The organism is Bacillus cereus group sp. BceL220, from assembly GCF_051776965.1.
GTDB classification, from domain to species: domain Bacteria; phylum Bacillota; class Bacilli; order Bacillales; family Bacillaceae_G; genus Bacillus_A; species Bacillus_A cereus.
The window spans coordinates 192,549-209,207 of sequence record NZ_JBPWBC010000006.1 but is presented as its reverse complement, the minus strand read 5'-3'; the positions used below and the strand labels follow the sequence as shown (position 1 = coordinate 209,207).

Below are 16,659 nucleotides of genomic sequence, written 5' to 3'. Positions count from 1 at the left end.
TTTACTCAATTAAATGTCGATTTTCCAATACAGTCATTTTGCCGATAGCTTGAAATCCCGATTTTTTATAAATATTGATTCCATCGGGTGAAGCTTGTAATACACAATACGTATTTTTAAATTTATGTGCTTCTTGCAGCAGGAAATTGAACATAGCAGATCCGAACCCTCGTCCTCTCATTCCTTCTTTAGTTGCTATGTCATAAATACCAATACTATCTTTTGAACATATCAATGAACCAACAGTTACGACTTCACCTTCATATAACCCTAAAAATAATTTCAGATTCTCACTGTTACATATATCAAGATTAGAAATTTGATTATAGAATGCTTGTACATGTATACCTTCTTCTGATGTGCCGAATAGATCAGCTAACGTTTCTCCAAATTTATTTATTTGTCCAGGTGAAGATGCTTGTTGAATAGTAAAACTTACTGGCATGTTTATTGTTGGGGAAATTGTTTTTAAGTCTGCTACCATCGCAATATTCTGTTCCACTTCTTTTAAACCGATTTTAATTAACTCACTTTTTATATCCCGCTCTTGCTCCTCATCCCATAACCAAACACTCATTGGAAAATTTCTTTGATAATAGTATTCTACCTCTTTATATAATTTCTCAATCCCTTCCGTTAAATTATTGTTTAGTAGAGTGATGATATTAAATGTATCGGCAGGTAATCCACAATCAACAGCAATATAATCTTTCGTTTTTTTTATACTCATTCCGGGCACAAATTGTGCAATATATGAAGTTTTAAATGCAAAGTTATCTAGTAGTTGTTGTTTATAATTCATCAATAGTTCTCCTTTTCATAAAAAGTAACACTCGAATTTTTCTATATTAAATATAACATATTAGAAATTTACCATTTTCTATAAAAAGTACCTCTTTAAATTGTGCTCTATAGTTTAAAATAATTAAAAATGATATAACGTTGTCGGAATGAAAAAAGTGGTATATAATAAATATTAACATTACTAGTAATTATTTTAGGTATTCCTAGAATAAAGGAGCGATACATATGAAAATTACTATTTATTTCGGAAGTCATGAAGATCAAGATGTTCGTACTATGGACTGTCATTTAGATGTAGAAGATACAGAAGAGATTGTTTCTGTATCATAATATAAATAGTTAGGGTAAACCCTATTCCTTACAGCGTTTAAGGCACCTTTTATAAGGTGTCTTTTTTGTTATATTTTCATCAAAAACCCTTTACTTTATAGCGTTTTAATAGTAAAATATAAATATACGAACAAACGTTCTTTTTATTTTAAACGTACATGAAGGGATGATTTTAACAATGGCTCCATTAAAGCGCAGAGGAAGAAAAAAGCAAGCACCTATTATTTCAAATACAGGCTTTATCGGCTCTGTCTTTATTGATACATTGGAGTTACAAAAGAAATCCTATTATTTCGCTCGTAAAAAACTTCAAATTGTTCATCACGTACTAGATGGTCTCTCTGGAGCAACAAGTGCTTTATTTAAAGAACATAACATTTCAGCATACATGTCATGTGTGTATTTACATAAACAAAAGAAAATTGGTTTTGTTCTTTCAACGAAACCATTTGAACAAAGTGATGGCGTTGCTTATTTTGTAAATTATTTAATCGAAAAGAATTTTTATGGCGGCCATGATGAAGATGTAGAATATCAAGAAGTATTTAATACAGGTTTTATCGGTGTAGTATTCGCTGATTTATCTAGTATAGATCGCTTTAATTTCGAGTTTGAAATGGGTATGCTAACGAAATTAATGAAAGATATGATTATTCCAGTTAAAGAACTCTTTTTACGCCATAATGTACCGGCTTACATCTCCACTTCCCATTTAGAAGAACAAAACAAATTAGGTTTCGTTCTCTCTGTAAAGCCATATGACGAACGCGCTGAAGCAGATTTATATTTTGAAGCGTATTTAAAAGAACGCGGATTATTTATTGGTGATGAAGAAGATGATATTGATAAGATTGTCATTAGAAAAACCGCTGAATTACGATAAAAAAGCGCAGGATCAGCATCCTGCGCTTTTTAAGTTACGTTAAACACTATAATCTTTTGAATGAATTTCTAAATTTAACTTATTTGCTAAAATTTTATTCAAAGTAAAAAATACAATCCCCCCTGCAATGGGAAGCGTGTAGGCTGGAATGAAATTTAATAATAGTCCTGATATTGCAAGTGCTATTGGCTGCATTATTTTACCTAAGCTTAATCCAATACTAAGAACTCTTCCTCTATATTCTTCAGGAATCTCATTTTGCATGAAATACATTAAAGGAATATCAATTTGTGCTATCATAAATCCTAAAAAGAACATAATCATGCAATACGTAGTAACATATACCAAATTATTTACTACAATAGGTTTAAATAAAACAGGTATTCCTGAAACTATCATAAAAATCGCCAACATAAAACTTATTTTTTTCAATAGATAAGAATAAGAAAAACAATCAGTTATCTTTTTTACTAGTATTGCACCAACTATCATACCTATCGGGAAAGTCCCTTGAATCATACCAAATTGCTTAGAACTAAGATTAAGAACTGTGTTAATAATGTATGGCAACGGAACAGTTACAGCAAAGCCTAAAAAGAAATTCAGAGAAATTAAAGTACTAAAAGTATTTTTTAAGCGTTTCCGCTCCAATAAATAAGAGTATCCCTCCTTTATATCTTCAATAAAATTAATTTCTCTAATTGAACATTCCTCATTTATGTTTTGCTCAAACAATTTAAAGTTAATAAACAATATGGAAATAGCCGAAAGGATAAATGAAATACCATTTATAATTATAAAAATTTTAATATCAAAGACTGCAAAAACAATCCCCCCTAACATAGGGCCTAGAATTAAAGATATAGAATCGATAATTTTACTTATAGAATTAATACTCATTAACCGCTCTTTAGTGACCATATTCGGTTTTACGGCCTCTAAACCTATTCCAAAAAAAGTTGTAAATACTGTCATAAGAAAGGTAGTAGTATAAATGATAAATAAGTTTAATCCATAATAGCTGCTTAATATATAAACAGTTATTAATAAGCATCCGCTTAGTAAATCCATACAAATAACCAGTTTCTTTTTATCAACCTTATCAGCAATGACACCGGCAAATGGATTCATAACAATCATTGGAATCGTTCCTAATATGAGCGAAATTGCAAAATTTAACGCAGATCCGGTTATTTGTAAAACATACAATCCTAATGCAAAACTATAAATAGAGCTACCAAATAGTGATACTGTTTTTGCAATTGAATATAAACAAATATTTCTTAGTTCTTGGTTTCTTTTTTTATTTTCTATATGTAATCGTAAACTTCCCATCACTTTTCCCCCTGCCTAACTTTGTGTTACGTACATTGTAAGTTCTTGGGTCAACCCAATAGCAATATGTACTATTTGAAAAGTTTTAAGGGAAAATAAATAAAAGATGGAGTTAACCCCATCTTTTTCCGAAAAATGAATATGTATAAATTTCTTCTCCTTGAACAAAGAAATCCTCGTACTTTCCGCCTCGTTTTAAATAATTTGAAGTACTTTCATCAATCGATTGAAACTGTAAATTTTGGATTTCTTTCGTTACTTTTGCAGATGTAAAATTCTCTCGGAGTCTAGGTGCAATTTGGCTATTTATGCTGAATTTATTAAATAAAATAAATGAACTTAATAAATAACAATTAGGTTTAAAAAGGTAATTTAATTCGCGTAATAAAAACTCCTCATGTTCAAAACTATAATTACTTGTACCTGATTGATCAATTACAATATCAGCAGAATAATTCTGAATAGGAATGTTTAGAAAGTCAGCACAGATAAATACAATATTTCTTTTCAAATTTCTTCTCTCAATTACATCTTTTAAAAGTAAAAGTTTATTCAAATCACGATCAACAGCAATATATAAACACTCTTCCGGTAGTTCTTCATAAATATTTCGTAAAAAGAACCCAATACCAGACCCTAAATCAAGTAGTATTTTTTCATTTAAATCTAATTGCATTAGTTTCTTTTTCGCCCATTCTCCTCCTCTTTGAACATTTTCCAAAAAAGCAGTATCCGTTTCATGGATATAATCTGAAATAGAATCTTCAAGTGATTTCCTCTTATACACCTCAAATAATTTTCCAGCTGTTAAAACTCCGGAAGTAATCGCGTATTCTTCACCACAATTACAAATTAATTTCCCCTCAACAATTTGATTTTTATTAATAATGCCATCTTCAAGAATTAAATTTCCGTTACACTTAACACATTTAAATAAATGAAGTACTTTTAAATCTACCCCTAAAATTGAACTCGAAATTTCAGTTTCTATAGATAAATTATTTAACGTTTTCTTTAATTTATCTTTTCGTTCCTTTAAGGTTTTTATCTCTTGTTCAATCTTTTCATATTTTACTTTAAATATAGATTGATAAAAAATATCCTTTTCATAGTCTAAGGATTTCCCTAAATTTTTATAAAGAAACAGTTCTTTAATTTCATTCAAGCTAAACCCTATCCATTTGTACTCTAATATAAGTTCTATATCCTTTTGACAATACTCGTCAAAAAAATAGTGACTTCCTTTTTTCTCAGGAATAACGAGTCCGAGATCCATATAATGTCTAATCGTATCTACACTTACATTATTTACTTCTGCAAACTTACTGATTTTCATCCTAATCACTACCATTTATATATTTGTTTATACATACTTCTTTATTATTTTAAAAAATCCTTTCATCTCCCTATATAAAATTGTTTATATTATGAAAAAGATGTAATTAATTTTAGAGTTCCGCCACATATCCATCAAGCTAAGCTTATATAAGTTTAGCTACTCTTTTTAATCTTGAATTTAAAAAAAGGGTAGCAGGTAGTACGGTTATGTCTATATATCTAAAAAACTTAAAATTAAACTATGAGTTCATGGATAAATTAAAAACTGTGGCGTAAGTACTACAGTTTCTTCCTTCTTCATTGAGTTGAAATATGTAAAGTTACGTACTTTAACTGTAGCGGACTTGTACTACGCGTTCATATTAATTTTATAGACGTTTAAGGATTTTGTTTTATGGTAAGTATTTTTGCTGTGAAATCAGGATTGTAAATATAGATGAACGTGATTCAAATCAAAAAAAGGTACTCCTAGAAGTACCTTTTTTACTATTCTATATGTGCGAACGCTTTCAAAATTATTGGATATAAATTGATGTACGCATTGTATTAAATGGTGAATTTATAGATGTCTTTTGGTACTCAAACGTTCCTTGTTGGTGTCCAGAAGCATCCCATTTATAATACCAGCCAACGATTGGTCTTCCGCCAATTATAGTGGAATCAATACTTTTTACATTAGAACCATTCATTTTAGCAAATGGGTTTTGGCCATAGCCCATTTCTTTCGTTGTAATATATAAATATTTTCCCCCGTGGTTACGCGATGTGCTGAAGCTGTTCTGATTAATTGTTTCTACCCCGCCTAGCTCAGACTCTACTTGTACGACGTTTAGTGAAGTAAGTGGTGCTGCTGGTCCAGCTGAAGCTTCTGTTGCCATTCCTAATCCGACGAACGCTGTGATTGCTAACGATGAAATCCCTAGTGCTGCTTTTTTAAACATAAAAAACATCCCCTTCCATCTATTGTTTTCTCTTTCATTTTCAATATAATCCCAATAACCTTATATGTAAATAGATTGTAGCTGTATAAATATTAGTGCGAATATTCTATTATATATTTCTACAATTCTATTACTTAATATGAATGATTTACAGTGCAAAACGAAATACACACATGTCAAGTTTGTAGTGTTGACATAAAAATTGTAAACTGGCTTATGCCTCGTATTTATCATATTTTATATCCAATATTCCTAAGCTTCTGTATTCTAGAATGTTTTTACTACAACTATTCATTTTTTCTTTGCAGGAACAACTGTGATAACATCTCCTTTATCATTTAAAGTCAGAGAATGTAGAAATTATAGCTAGTTATTGATATGCTACCTACTACGTACTGGAGCGCAACCTATCTGATAGGTGAATGATTCATGTGAAAAAGGAAACGCTACCAGTTCTATAGCACCTCCTTTTTATTTAATAAGTTAGACAGAAAGAATAGAAATAATGTTTTTCCTGTTTCACTATCCTTTTGTTTGTAAATGAACTGAGTTTTGAAAAACTATCCTATATAGTATGAATCGGGTATAGACATTAAATAATAGAATAGGGCACCTATTACTCCACAAGTAAAAATAGTAAATCCCATATTTCTTATGCGTTTAATTTTTGACCACAATCCAATAAATCCTGCTATTAACCCACTTAAAGAGAATAGTGAAAAGTTGGAAACGGGTGTAAGAAGAAATTCCGCATTAATCCCTGTCCCCCAACAAACAATAGGTAACACGACAAGGGTAAGACAAAGTAATCCCATTACACTTACAAGTAATTTAAGATATTTGATACCTGCAATAATTAAATAGATTCCACCTATAAATCCACATAACCAGTAAATTGGCATAAAGTAAATCCAAAGAAAATGCAAGATGATCATATGTAATTTCCTCCTATTTATTTTCGCTCATTGTAGTTCTGGTTATTTGATGTTCTGAATTCGTTGCTAATTTATTAAGTTGATTTAGCGTTTCTTCTAAATCAAACGAATTAAACCAACGGTAATCCTGTCTGTCTAGAATACGATAATGCTGACTAATTAGATTTTGTTGTAAGCGAAAGTTCCCTTTTTCTTGAATCTGCTTCCACCAGACTTTTCCTCCCAATGTTTTTTCTTTGAAGTTGTTAGTGCTATTGTGGGCCATTGTTTCGATTACTACTAATGGATCATCCCCAAGAGTATTCTGTAAAACTTCACTATCTCTAAACAATGCACAAATAGCAACAGTGTTGGTCCAACCTGCATTCGTTCTCCCTTTCTCAATTTGAACAAGCGTTTTTTTTGATATGCCGAGAACTTCAGCCATTTTATCTTGTGTATATCTTTTTTCAGTGCGTATTAACTTTATTTTCATTGAAATAAGTTCAATTGCATGCTCCTTATTCACTTTACTTCCCCCTCAAAAGTAACTAATGTGTTATTTAGTGTAATTTTACACTTTAATCAATTCATTTTCAACTCAATCCTCCTTAAATCTTGTAAGAAATAATTGGATAAGTCATAAAAAAGGCATTCCACAGTTATCTATGAGAAGGTAGCTCGACCATCGATTTCTAACCTCGATGGAGATATGTCGAGATCACATTTCATTTTAATTAAATAAAAAACCCGTAAATAATTCACGGGTTTTACTTTAATAACTAATTGCTATTGTACCTTCACCTGCATGAACCGCAAATGAAATTGGTAATGGATATAATTTGAAATCCATTTCAGGGAATGCTTGTCTAATATCTGCAATCCATTCCTCGGCTCCATCTTTATCATTAGCATGGAACATGTGAAGTACTTTTGGTAATTCTTTTTCAAGTTCATTTTTAATATATTCTCGACATTTTTGGATTTTACGAACTTTCTTTTCAAGTAAAAGCTCTCCACCTTTTACTTCTAATATTAAGTTAACACTTAATAAACTTCCAAGTAAAAATTGAATGCCCTTTACACGACCACTTGCATAAAGGCCTTTTAAACTTTTCGGGAATACGTGGAAAGGTCTTCTTTTTTCATCTACTAATGTTTTGTGTATATCTTGTAAAGTCATACCATCATTGTATAACGATTTCGCTTTTCTAATTAGTTCATCCATTGGATAACTTGTTGTTTCACTGTCTAATACCGTTAATGGAAAACCTGCCATTTCTGCAGCTAGCTTCATATTTTGATAGGTTCCACTTACTTTTCCGCTAATAGCAACTGCAAATCCTTCTTCATATTCTTCTTTGCATTTCGTAAATAACTCTACCATTTCCCCAATATTAGGTTGTGAAGTAGTGACTGTTTTACCTTCGTTTAACGCATTATAAACACGTTCACGTACACCTTCTTCACAATCTTTGTACGACATTCCATCAATAATAACTTCGATTGGGATAACAAAGTTATCTCCTTCTGTTTTAAAATTCGCAGTTGTACTATCAGTAATCCAAGCAACACGCTTCATGTTGTTCCTCCCTTAATTCAATTCCTCTTTTCTAATTTTTCTATATATTTATGTTATAAAAAGAGAATATCCCTGTAATAGTAACAGGACTTTATTGTTTTGGCTATAGTAGATGTATATTAAATGTGACTATTTCTTGTCTATTTCACAAATAAAAAAGAAAATCAAGGAATTTGCTCGATTTTCTTCTTATCATATACTATTTAAAAGTTTCATTATCTAAAATTACAACATAATCATTCGTTAATCTTCCAGCTTCTTTTGTATAACTAACAAGTCTTTGTATATTATCACAGCAAATTTTTGCTCCCCATACGAGTAACGGTACGCCAATAAAATCGATATGGAACCTTCTAGAAAACAGCCCACCGAAAGTCATTGGTAAAGGCACTGTTGGTGATGTGTTAGAAAATATAATCTTTTCATGGCTTTGATAATGTTTTTGCAAGATTTCTCCTAAATGCTTCATCGCTGGTACAACAACTTTTGATGCGCCACATCCAATCGTATATACAGGATGACCATGTTCATCGATTCCATGAAAAATAATTTTTCCCATATCTTCTGTTTTCAATTTATTAAAGTAATCTACATTCAAAATTTCTTCTTTCGTTAACTTACGATCCGTTGGTAATTTATTTAAATGATACGCTGCAGCAAGTGAAGTTGTATGAGTACCGCCGAAGTCTGTGTAAATGTATATCATATTATCATCCCTTGTTGTAAAAGTTCAATGTTAATTAGTATTACCGTTCTTAGCAATGTTAAACAAGGGGTGAATGCATTTACGTTTTTTGTGTTAATTCATTATATTTTTTCCAAATATAATAACGTCTACTAATCACAGTGCCTAATGTAATACATAAAAAGGCATTTGTTACAACCATTAATGTCTGGTGCGTACTACCAGAAAACATACTTTGTTTAATCATAATTTTTGCTCCTAAAATAACAAGAAGGATTATTGTACTTACCCAATTTCCTTTTCGGAGTACATGACCTGTTTTACTATCAAATCGAAATGTTAAAGCTCTTCCCCGTATAATCCCTAGACCTAAGCCAATTCCAAGCATTACAACAAACAGTAGTCCTTGCAGCAAAGTTATTTGTCCCATATGAATAATGGACTGGATTGTTACAAAGCACAACAAAGCCGGAATGAGCCAAATACGGTTTATTTTCACTTTTCGTTCTTTACTTTGCATCAAAACAATAATAAGAACAACAAGTAAAATATCCATTTAGAATCCTCCTATAAACTTGTTTATCTTTAAAAAATATATTCTCCTCTTTTCATTCCATACTTGAAATACGATAGCTACTTTTAAGTGTAAGTTGGAAAATGTGATTTCTCATCAGTCTTAAGCATTATTTATAAAAATAAAAAGACGTACTTTTTACTCGTACGCCTTTAATAACTCGTTTAAACTCCTATTTATCAACTAATTCCACACCTTTAGAATTAGTTTTACCCAACACTCGAATGTTAAATTTATTAATGGCTTTTAAAAAGATAATATAAATACAATATCCAATAATAGAACCTATAACATTACAGATCACATCATCAATATCAGTAATTCGTCCTACTCCACTAAATAAAGACTCAATTAATTGTAGTAATTCGATACTAACTGATATAGTAAATCCTAATAAAATAGTATTTTTGAACTTTTTATATTTATCCCATAAAATTGGTGCTAAAAATCCTAAAGGCATTAATAATAAAATATTCCCGCCTACATTTCTTACAATAAGACCAATCATAAATAGGGCATCCCCATCATAAGCACTACCAATTTGATTGATGTCTTTAATAATTGATGCAAATGGTATTATATTGACCGAGCGATTCAGATTTTCAATATTAGAAGGAAAACCGATTGGTAAAGGGAATAAAGTTACTGTAACAACCATACAAATGTAGACCACGAATAAAAAACTTATTATTTCTTTCCACCAAATCATATGTTTTTTATTTTTGGTACCAATTAATATTCCGCGTACAATTAAATAACAAATAACCCCTAAAATAATAAACAAACTACCGTTGATCATATACAAATTGTTAACACATCCTTTCATATGAATTAATAATTTAAATTTACAATTATATAGTAATTTTTTTAATTTAAAAATCCGTATAAACATATGTAATTGTGCAGAATTACAAAAACCCCTTATTTAATAAATAAAGGGTTCCTAGTTAACTAAAATATTTTCCAGAACAGAAACAATCATAAACCCGTTTAAATTATTTTCGTATCTCTTCTTTTATATCCATATAATTAAAAAGCTCTTTCTATTTCTGTCATTAATTTTTCAGGTCCTGCCCCTTTATTCGATGGAATAACTAAAGTGATTCCTAATTCTGGATATATGGCCGAGCGAAAACTGACGCCTGGATCATATCCCATTACATGATATTTGAATACCTTGTTTTCTCGTGTTTCAATCCATATTCCATATCCGTAAGACTGTTTATCATTTACATGAATGTGGGGAGTTAAAAGTAACTTTGTATATTCCTTTCCTAAAATTTCATTATTAAATAGTGCCGCCCAAAATTTCAACATGTCTGGTGCAGTAACATATGCACCTCCATCAGCCCCTCCTTTTATTGGTATAGAGTAAGCGTTTGTTCTCCAATTTTGGTTGGTTTCGTCCTTTATATATCCTAGAGCTGTATGTCTTGGTAATTTATCTAACGAAAAATAGCCAGAATCATTCATGCCAATCGAATTAAAAATGTTTGTTTCTATATACTCCGTAAATGTAAGTCCCGTCTGTTCTTCTATTATTAATCCAAGTATGATAAAACCTGCGTTGTTGTAGTGAAACTTACTCCCAGGTGCAAACATCATATTACTGTTTTGGAATAATGGTAAAAAGTCTTTTAAGCTCTTTAATAGATACATAGGTGTTTGTTTCCAAAGATCCTCGAAGTTATCCATAATACTTTCATCAAAATAATCTGGTATACCAGAGCTATGCGTTAGTAGTTGATGTATTGTAATATCTTCATCGAAGTTTGGAAGTTTTATCTCTAGACAATCCTTTAATTTTGTATGAAAAGAAATAACACCTTTTTCAACAAGTTGACAAATTCCAATTGCAGTGAAAATTTTACATCCTGAGGCAATGCCGAATCTTGTTTGTATCGTATTGTTTATACATTCACTTTTGTTTGCGTAACCCATTGCTTTTTCATAGATTAAGTCTTTTTCTTTTTTTACTAAAACTACCCCAGAGAAATCTATTTTCTTTTGTATTTCTTTTACAATTTTATTAATTTCATCTTTTGTTTTTATCACGACAACCACCCTTGTCTTTCGGTATTGTTCTTTCCCCTTATTAATTTTTCCATATAAAGGGGAAAGAACCCTTTTATAAATACGATAAATTGTTAATGAGAACACAAAGTTCATTTCGAATGTATTCCGCTATTTGTGGGCAGTAGGACCCCCATCTCAAAATTCAGCGAAAGCAAAGAAGTTAAGTGGGGACCCTGCTGCCCGTAAAAGCCCGATTGGTGAGGGCTGATAATCAGTGGGGGATGCCCCCCTGATTAAAGTTTCACTTTATTGATTCAGTAGAATACAACTTAGATTGTGATGGGAATAAAGTAAACACACACAAGACGATAGTAATAAATAACATGATCAATGAACCTACAATAACTACAAGTTGTATAGAAATGAACTGAGTCGCAACACCAGATAATATTGTAATAAAGATTGTTACTAACGCAATAACAAGTCCATATATACTTCCCATCCGTCCCATTATATGAACGGGAACGTTATTTTGGTAAAACGTATAAAAGCCTGTATTTGCATATGCCATAGAGAAAGATAAAATAAAGAATCCAATAGCAGCTATTAAAAATATATTTGAAAAAGCATAAATTAAATAACCAATTGCGATGAATAATGATCCTATTCCAATTAGAAATGAAGGTGCTAATTTCTTTGACAAAATTGTATTTGTTATGGCACCTAAAATAAATCCTGCACCAGCTATACTAACTAGAAAACCATATTCACTATCTGTTAGTAGTAATACCTCTTTCGCAAACGATAGTTCAAGTGAATCAGTAGCGGTTGCTAATACGAACATACTTTGAAATAAGAAATACACACATACGACATACACATGTTTTCTACTAAAATTTATAACAGTGTTCCAATCTTTTTTTAATACTGTAAGAGATAATGTATTACTTGTTGTATCCGAAGCTTCTTTCTTATCAAGATTAGGTAAAAGTAATGTAATTAATCCTGATAAGAGAAATGCTATAGCATTCATATATATAGCAAACTCTGGTGTACCTGCAATTAATAATCCCCCCGCTACTGCTGGTCCAATTAGTGATGCACCAGATCCTATTAAACTGCGTAGTGAGTTGAAACGTTGTCTTCGCTCTACTGGAATTAATTTCGTCATATACGTCATAGCAGTTGGCTCATAAATTGCATTGGCCATACTTATAAAGAATACGAATACATAAACAATCCAAAGTGACGGAAGAAAAGGTAAAATAGCGATCAATAACGCACGATATATATCGAGGTGAATCATTAACTTCCGTTTATTTAAACGATCAATCATACTCCCAGACCAAGCGTTTGTAAATAAAGTGGCTAATGGTTTTATTACATATAAAGTAGCAACAGCTAAGGCTGAGCCACCCATATTATAAACTAGTACATTAAGCGCTATTAAGTAAATCCATGCACCTAAATTCGCAATACCAACTCCGGACAGTAGTAATAAAGGATATTTCCAATCTTTAAGTAAGTTCTTCATTTTTGGCCCCCGCTTTCCAAATTGTTTTAAAACAATAAAAAAATCCCACCCCAAAGACTTTTAGTCTTAGGGACGAGATTTATCATCGCGGTGCCACCCTAGTTTATTAATATGTCGCCATATTAACCTTATCAGGTACTGCATTATTTTCATGCTTATACCTTAGCTCTATAACGGGAGCTCCCGTCACACCATCCCCTAATAATAGGTTCCGATGTGCTGCTCAGAGGCTTGGTTCAATAAAGAATTTTTACTCCTTTTCAGCTAAATGGAGCTCTCTGTGAAAAATTCATTTTATTTACTCTTCTCTTCACTGCATTTATTTTTTCCATATTATCACATATACATTTAACTGTAAATAAACAATAATCAGATATTTAATAACGTGTCACTGTTAGTTCTCTTATTTATTATTTTTTCTAAAAATTACGGTGCGTGAAATTACTTACAACTCTAAAGAAAGAGCTATTTGCATATAGCTCCTTCCAAATGCCCGAATTAATTCGTATTTGCCTCAGCTAACGGTTGTAACGGTGGTTCTAATTCTAGTTCTAGTGTATCTCCTTCTCGTAAATCTTGTCCTTTTTCAATACTTTGGCTCGTTACATAACCCGTGCCAGAAGTTTTCAAATCTAATTTCAAAAGCTTGGAGAAATACATAATATCACGCATGGACCAACCTTTTACATTTGGCATTTGTGCGTTATTCCCTAATAAAAATATACGATCACCTTCACTCATTACCTCGCCAGACTGTGGATATTGTTTTATTATTTTTCCTTCTCCTAAAATTACTGGCTGTAGCTTCTCTTTTTCTATACTTTTCTCTACTGTACCCATCGATTGATTTACATAATTTTGTACTTTTAATTGAGATTGTTTCGTTGCATCAGCTATTTGTTTTTCTGTATACGGTTTCACCTTTAAATATTCAAGGCTGTTTTTTATAACAGGTTTAAATATTTCAGCAAGAGGCTGAGCTCCATACTCATTTCCTTTTAACTTTGGTTGCTTAATAGCTAAGTATACGATTAACTCCGGATCATCAATTGGAGCCATTCCTAAAAAGGAGAAAATATAATTATCTTTCCCTTCCATATATCGGCCGTTTTCAGGATTCGGGATTTGTGCTGTTCCTGTCTTCCCCCCAATTGGATAACCATCCACTTTATACATTGTACCAGTTCCTTTTGAAGATGTTATAACACGCTCCATTAAGCTTCTAACCTTGTCCGCTGTTTCTTTTTTTATCGGATTCCCAATTTCTTTCGGTTGATTTTCCATAATAACTTGTTTGTTTGTTGGATTTACAACTTTATCAACGATATATGGTTGCATCATTTTCCCGTCATTTGCTATAGCAGTAGCCGCTTGGATTAATTGAATCGGAGTTACTGTAGAACCTTGACCGAAAGAAGTTGTAACCTGTTGAATTTGTGTATTTAATAATAAAGTATTTTTCCTTTCTCCAGGTAAATCTATCCCTGTTTTTTGATTGAATCCAAATTTATTCATATATTGCTTAAATTTATTTGGTTTCAGTAACTGATCTTCTAAAATAGAAAAAGCTACGTTTGATGACCTTTCAAATCCTTCATCAAATGTAATTGATCCCCATCCAAATCCACCATTATGGTCTTTTATATCAGATGAACCAACGGAATATTTTCCAGATTGAAAATATTCTTTTCCGTTATATACCCCTTCATTAATGGCAGCTGCTAACGTAAAAACTTTCATTGTTGAACCTGGTTCATATGCATTTGCAATCGGGTCATTTAAAAAGTATTCGATATCACCTACATTAGGATTGTAACTAGGTTTACTAGACATTGCTAAAACTTTACCGGTTTTTGGATCAGCAATAATTCCAATTAACATAGAAGGATCATAATGCTCTTGTGCTTTGTTCATCGCTTCTTCTAAAAAGCTATTAATTTGTTTATCAAGCGTTAGATATACGTTATTCCCATTTTTAGCAGGCTCTACTTTACCTATATCATTCGTAAGCGGAATTCCCCTTCGTGTACCCACATATTCTATATTCCCGTTTGTAGAGCGCAAATATTTATCCAAACTCTTTTCCAGTCCAAACTTTCCTTCCGTATTCCCTTTATCATCTGGTCTAGCAAAACCAAGTATATAGGATGCGAAGTCTTCATTCGGATACACTCTTGCTTTTTCCGACATAAAAGATACACCTGGTATTTTTAAATTATTAATTTTTTCTTTCGTTTCCCTAGATAAATTCCGACCAATTTTTCCAATTTCAACTTGTGTACGCCCTTCATGAAAGTTTTTTAATACTTCTTCTTTATCAATTCCAAGCGCATCGGCTAATTGTTGTGCGGTTTCATCTTTATTTTTCACTTTATCTTTTCCTTTTAAATTCACCACAACTCGATACGTTGTAGAATCTTGTACTAACACCTTTCCGGTTTGATCATAGATAGTGCCACGATTCGCTTCTAAAACACCTTTTTTATTATGTTGTTCATTCGCGAGATCCTTTACATTCACATTATGCACCACTCCTACTGCCTGAATATAGAATATACGCAAAATCATAATAAGAAACAAAACAATAAAAGCAATCATCATATATCGAGCGCCTTTATTCGTTTGGAGTTTTTGCATACTTATCTCCTCTCTTTTGGAATGGATTCGTACGAAGATCCGTTTTAAAATTTGTAGTTTTTGTTTGCGATACTATATGTTTCGAAGTTTTTTTTTTAATTCCTTTAAAACAATGCAAAACTAACTTTTGTTATTTTGTGTCATTATTTTATATATTTAAAATACGGTGCGTGAAATTTCAGAATATTAATTAGTACAACTTGATTACAGAGCACTCTAAACTCTTTTCGTATTTCCTATAAAAAAAATTCCCCTCTGGATGTCCAAAGGGAAACTTTTTATAGTGAAATTATGCGATATGGTTATATTTCGCTAAGAAAGGAATTCGTCTCGCTATTAATGCATACATTTTGAATACAAGTTTCGCTATTGGTTCAAACATACGTGTACTTTGCATTACTAAAGCGCTCGTAATAAGTGTTAAGAATGCTGCACCAATTATATCTAAAGGATAATGAACACCTACGTACATACGTGATATACCGACTAGTACTGCCCATAATAGCGCGATATATTTCAGTTTTTCTCCTCTAAGAATAAATACGAAGGCGATTGAAAATACAAGTACAGAATGATCACTAACGAATGATGAATCTGCTGCATGTGGTACTAATTGATGTACATCATGTGATACGAACGGACGCGGATGGTAATATACCGCGTGTATAAGAACATTTACTAATAATGCAATAATAACCGAAAGCGTCGTATATAAAACTGTATATTGTTTTCTAATTGCCTTTTCTTTCTTTCCATTATTAAACCATAAGATAAACATAAATAGAACGGCTACGTATGCAGCGCTATTTGTAATAGTAATCATTAACGTATCTAATAGTTTGGATGAATCAGCAAAATTATTAAACCACTGAAATACTGTGTAATTCATTAAACTCTCTCCTTACATACAAGTGTTCTTGATTTACACAGTATACAATACCATTATGAAAATAGGCTTAAACTTTTTTCATCTAATTCTCATTTTACTATTACTCATGTGACAATTATAAAACAAATTTTATACGCTATTTATGTAAAAAGCCGGTAAGCCTTTATAATAAGGCGGTTCGTATTTTTTTCATGTTT

The 16,659-nt window shown here is 31.6% G+C and carries 15 protein-coding genes and 1 other annotated feature; of the genes, 1 reads left to right on the top strand and 14 read right to left on the bottom strand.

Annotation, left to right across the window (positions count from 1 at the left end; genetic code table 11):
- Nucleotide 1: 1 nt before the first annotated feature.
- Entirely contained in the window at nt 2-802 is an 801-nt protein-coding gene (locus tag ACS2FK_RS17830) for a GNAT family N-acetyltransferase (protein WP_001107101.1), read from the bottom strand.
- A gap of 510 nt (nt 803-1,312) precedes the next feature.
- Between ACS2FK_RS17830 and ACS2FK_RS17825 the strand changes: the two genes are divergently transcribed.
- Nucleotides 1,313-2,017, top strand: coding sequence for a hypothetical protein (locus tag ACS2FK_RS17825; protein ID WP_000035355.1), 705 nt, complete (start codon nt 1,313-1,315; stop codon nt 2,015-2,017).
- 39 nt (nt 2,018-2,056) lie between these two features.
- On the opposite strand, the gene ACS2FK_RS17820 is transcribed toward ACS2FK_RS17825, so the two are convergent.
- From ACS2FK_RS17820 to ACS2FK_RS17760, 13 genes are all read right to left on the bottom strand, one after another.
- Nucleotides 2,057-3,352: an MFS transporter gene (locus ACS2FK_RS17820; RefSeq protein WP_063547438.1), complete on the bottom strand. Its 1,296-nt coding sequence runs from the start codon at nt 3,350-3,352 to the stop codon at nt 2,057-2,059.
- 112 nt (nt 3,353-3,464) lie between these two features.
- The gene (locus ACS2FK_RS17815) at nt 3,465-4,688 is read right to left on the bottom strand and encodes a MerR family transcriptional regulator (RefSeq protein WP_063547437.1); all 1,224 of its coding nucleotides are present in this window, start codon (nt 4,686-4,688) and stop codon (nt 3,465-3,467) included.
- Between the two features lie 517 nt (nt 4,689-5,205).
- Nucleotides 5,206-5,631: a DUF4879 domain-containing protein gene (locus ACS2FK_RS17810; RefSeq protein ID WP_000472917.1), complete on the bottom strand. Its 426-nt coding sequence runs from the start codon at nt 5,629-5,631 to the stop codon at nt 5,206-5,208.
- 560 nt (nt 5,632-6,191) lie between these two features.
- On the bottom strand, nt 6,192-6,566 hold the full coding sequence (locus ACS2FK_RS17805) for a hypothetical protein (protein WP_063547436.1): 375 nt from the start codon (nt 6,564-6,566) through the stop codon (nt 6,192-6,194).
- A gap of 13 nt (nt 6,567-6,579) precedes the next feature.
- On the bottom strand, nt 6,580-7,074 hold the full coding sequence (locus ACS2FK_RS17800) for a helix-turn-helix transcriptional regulator (protein WP_001031006.1): 495 nt from the start codon (nt 7,072-7,074) through the stop codon (nt 6,580-6,582).
- 246 nt (nt 7,075-7,320) lie between these two features.
- Nucleotides 7,321-8,127 carry a DegV family protein gene (locus ACS2FK_RS17795; protein WP_000831923.1) on the bottom strand — a complete coding sequence of 269 codons (807 nt, stop codon included), beginning with the start codon at nt 8,125-8,127 and terminating at the stop codon, nt 7,321-7,323.
- 199 nt (nt 8,128-8,326) lie between these two features.
- Nucleotides 8,327-8,833, bottom strand: coding sequence for a DUF3189 family protein (locus ACS2FK_RS17790; protein WP_000639421.1), 507 nt, complete (start codon nt 8,831-8,833; stop codon nt 8,327-8,329).
- A 79-nt stretch (nt 8,834-8,912) separates the two neighbouring features.
- Nucleotides 8,913-9,368, bottom strand: a complete 456-nt coding sequence (locus ACS2FK_RS17785; RefSeq protein ID WP_000353711.1) for a DUF1453 family protein — start codon at nt 9,366-9,368, stop codon at nt 8,913-8,915.
- A 190-nt stretch (nt 9,369-9,558) separates the two neighbouring features.
- Nucleotides 9,559-10,191: a VanZ family protein gene (locus ACS2FK_RS17780; protein ID WP_063547435.1), complete on the bottom strand. Its 633-nt coding sequence runs from the start codon at nt 10,189-10,191 to the stop codon at nt 9,559-9,561.
- Nucleotides 10,192-10,415: 224 nt separating this feature from the next.
- Complete coding sequence (locus tag ACS2FK_RS17775; RefSeq protein ID WP_063549322.1) at nt 10,416-11,441, bottom strand: serine hydrolase domain-containing protein; 1,026 nt, start codon at nt 11,439-11,441, stop codon at nt 10,416-10,418.
- Nucleotides 11,442-11,703: 262 nt separating this feature from the next.
- Complete coding sequence (locus tag ACS2FK_RS17770) at nt 11,704-12,936, bottom strand: MFS transporter (protein WP_063547434.1); 1,233 nt, start codon at nt 12,934-12,936, stop codon at nt 11,704-11,706.
- Between the two features lie 65 nt (nt 12,937-13,001).
- Nucleotides 13,002-13,259 (bottom strand) — a binding site (T-box leader).
- Between the two features lie 175 nt (nt 13,260-13,434).
- Nucleotides 13,435-15,573 (bottom strand): penicillin-binding protein, encoded by a 2,139-nt coding sequence (locus tag ACS2FK_RS17765; protein WP_063547433.1) that lies wholly within the window; start codon nt 15,571-15,573, stop codon nt 13,435-13,437.
- A gap of 289 nt (nt 15,574-15,862) precedes the next feature.
- The gene (locus ACS2FK_RS17760; protein WP_063547432.1) at nt 15,863-16,462 is read right to left on the bottom strand and encodes an undecaprenyl-diphosphatase; all 600 of its coding nucleotides are present in this window, start codon (nt 16,460-16,462) and stop codon (nt 15,863-15,865) included.
- Between the last annotated feature and the right edge of the window lie 197 nt (nt 16,463-16,659).

Excerpts from the sequence above, each read along its gene's own strand:
- ACS2FK_RS17825 (WP_000035355.1), top strand. The coding sequence starts at position 1,313 with ATGGCTCCATTAAAGCGCAGAGGAAGAAAAAAGCAAGCACCTATTATT.
- ACS2FK_RS17810 (WP_000472917.1), bottom strand. The coding sequence starts at position 5,631 with ATGTTTAAAAAAGCAGCACTAGGGATTTCATCGTTAGCAATCACAGCG.
- ACS2FK_RS17815 (WP_063547437.1), bottom strand. The coding sequence starts at position 4,688 with ATGAAAATCAGTAAGTTTGCAGAAGTAAATAATGTAAGTGTAGATACG.
- ACS2FK_RS17820 (WP_063547438.1), bottom strand. The coding sequence starts at position 3,352 with ATGGGAAGTTTACGATTACATATAGAAAATAAAAAAAGAAACCAAGAA.
- ACS2FK_RS17805 (WP_063547436.1), bottom strand. The coding sequence starts at position 6,566 with ATGATCATCTTGCATTTTCTTTGGATTTACTTTATGCCAATTTACTGG.
- ACS2FK_RS17790 (WP_000639421.1), bottom strand. The coding sequence starts at position 8,833 with ATGATATACATTTACACAGACTTCGGCGGTACTCATACAACTTCACTT.
- ACS2FK_RS17795 (WP_000831923.1), bottom strand. The coding sequence starts at position 8,127 with ATGAAGCGTGTTGCTTGGATTACTGATAGTACAACTGCGAATTTTAAA.
- ACS2FK_RS17830 (WP_001107101.1), bottom strand. The coding sequence starts at position 802 with ATGAATTATAAACAACAACTACTAGATAACTTTGCATTTAAAACTTCA.
- ACS2FK_RS17785 (WP_000353711.1), bottom strand. The coding sequence starts at position 9,368 with ATGGATATTTTACTTGTTGTTCTTATTATTGTTTTGATGCAAAGTAAA.
- ACS2FK_RS17760 (WP_063547432.1), bottom strand. The coding sequence starts at position 16,462 with ATGAATTACACAGTATTTCAGTGGTTTAATAATTTTGCTGATTCATCC.
- ACS2FK_RS17770 (WP_063547434.1), bottom strand. The coding sequence starts at position 12,936 with ATGAAGAACTTACTTAAAGATTGGAAATATCCTTTATTACTACTGTCC.
- ACS2FK_RS17765 (WP_063547433.1), bottom strand. The coding sequence starts at position 15,573 with ATGCAAAAACTCCAAACGAATAAAGGCGCTCGATATATGATGATTGCT.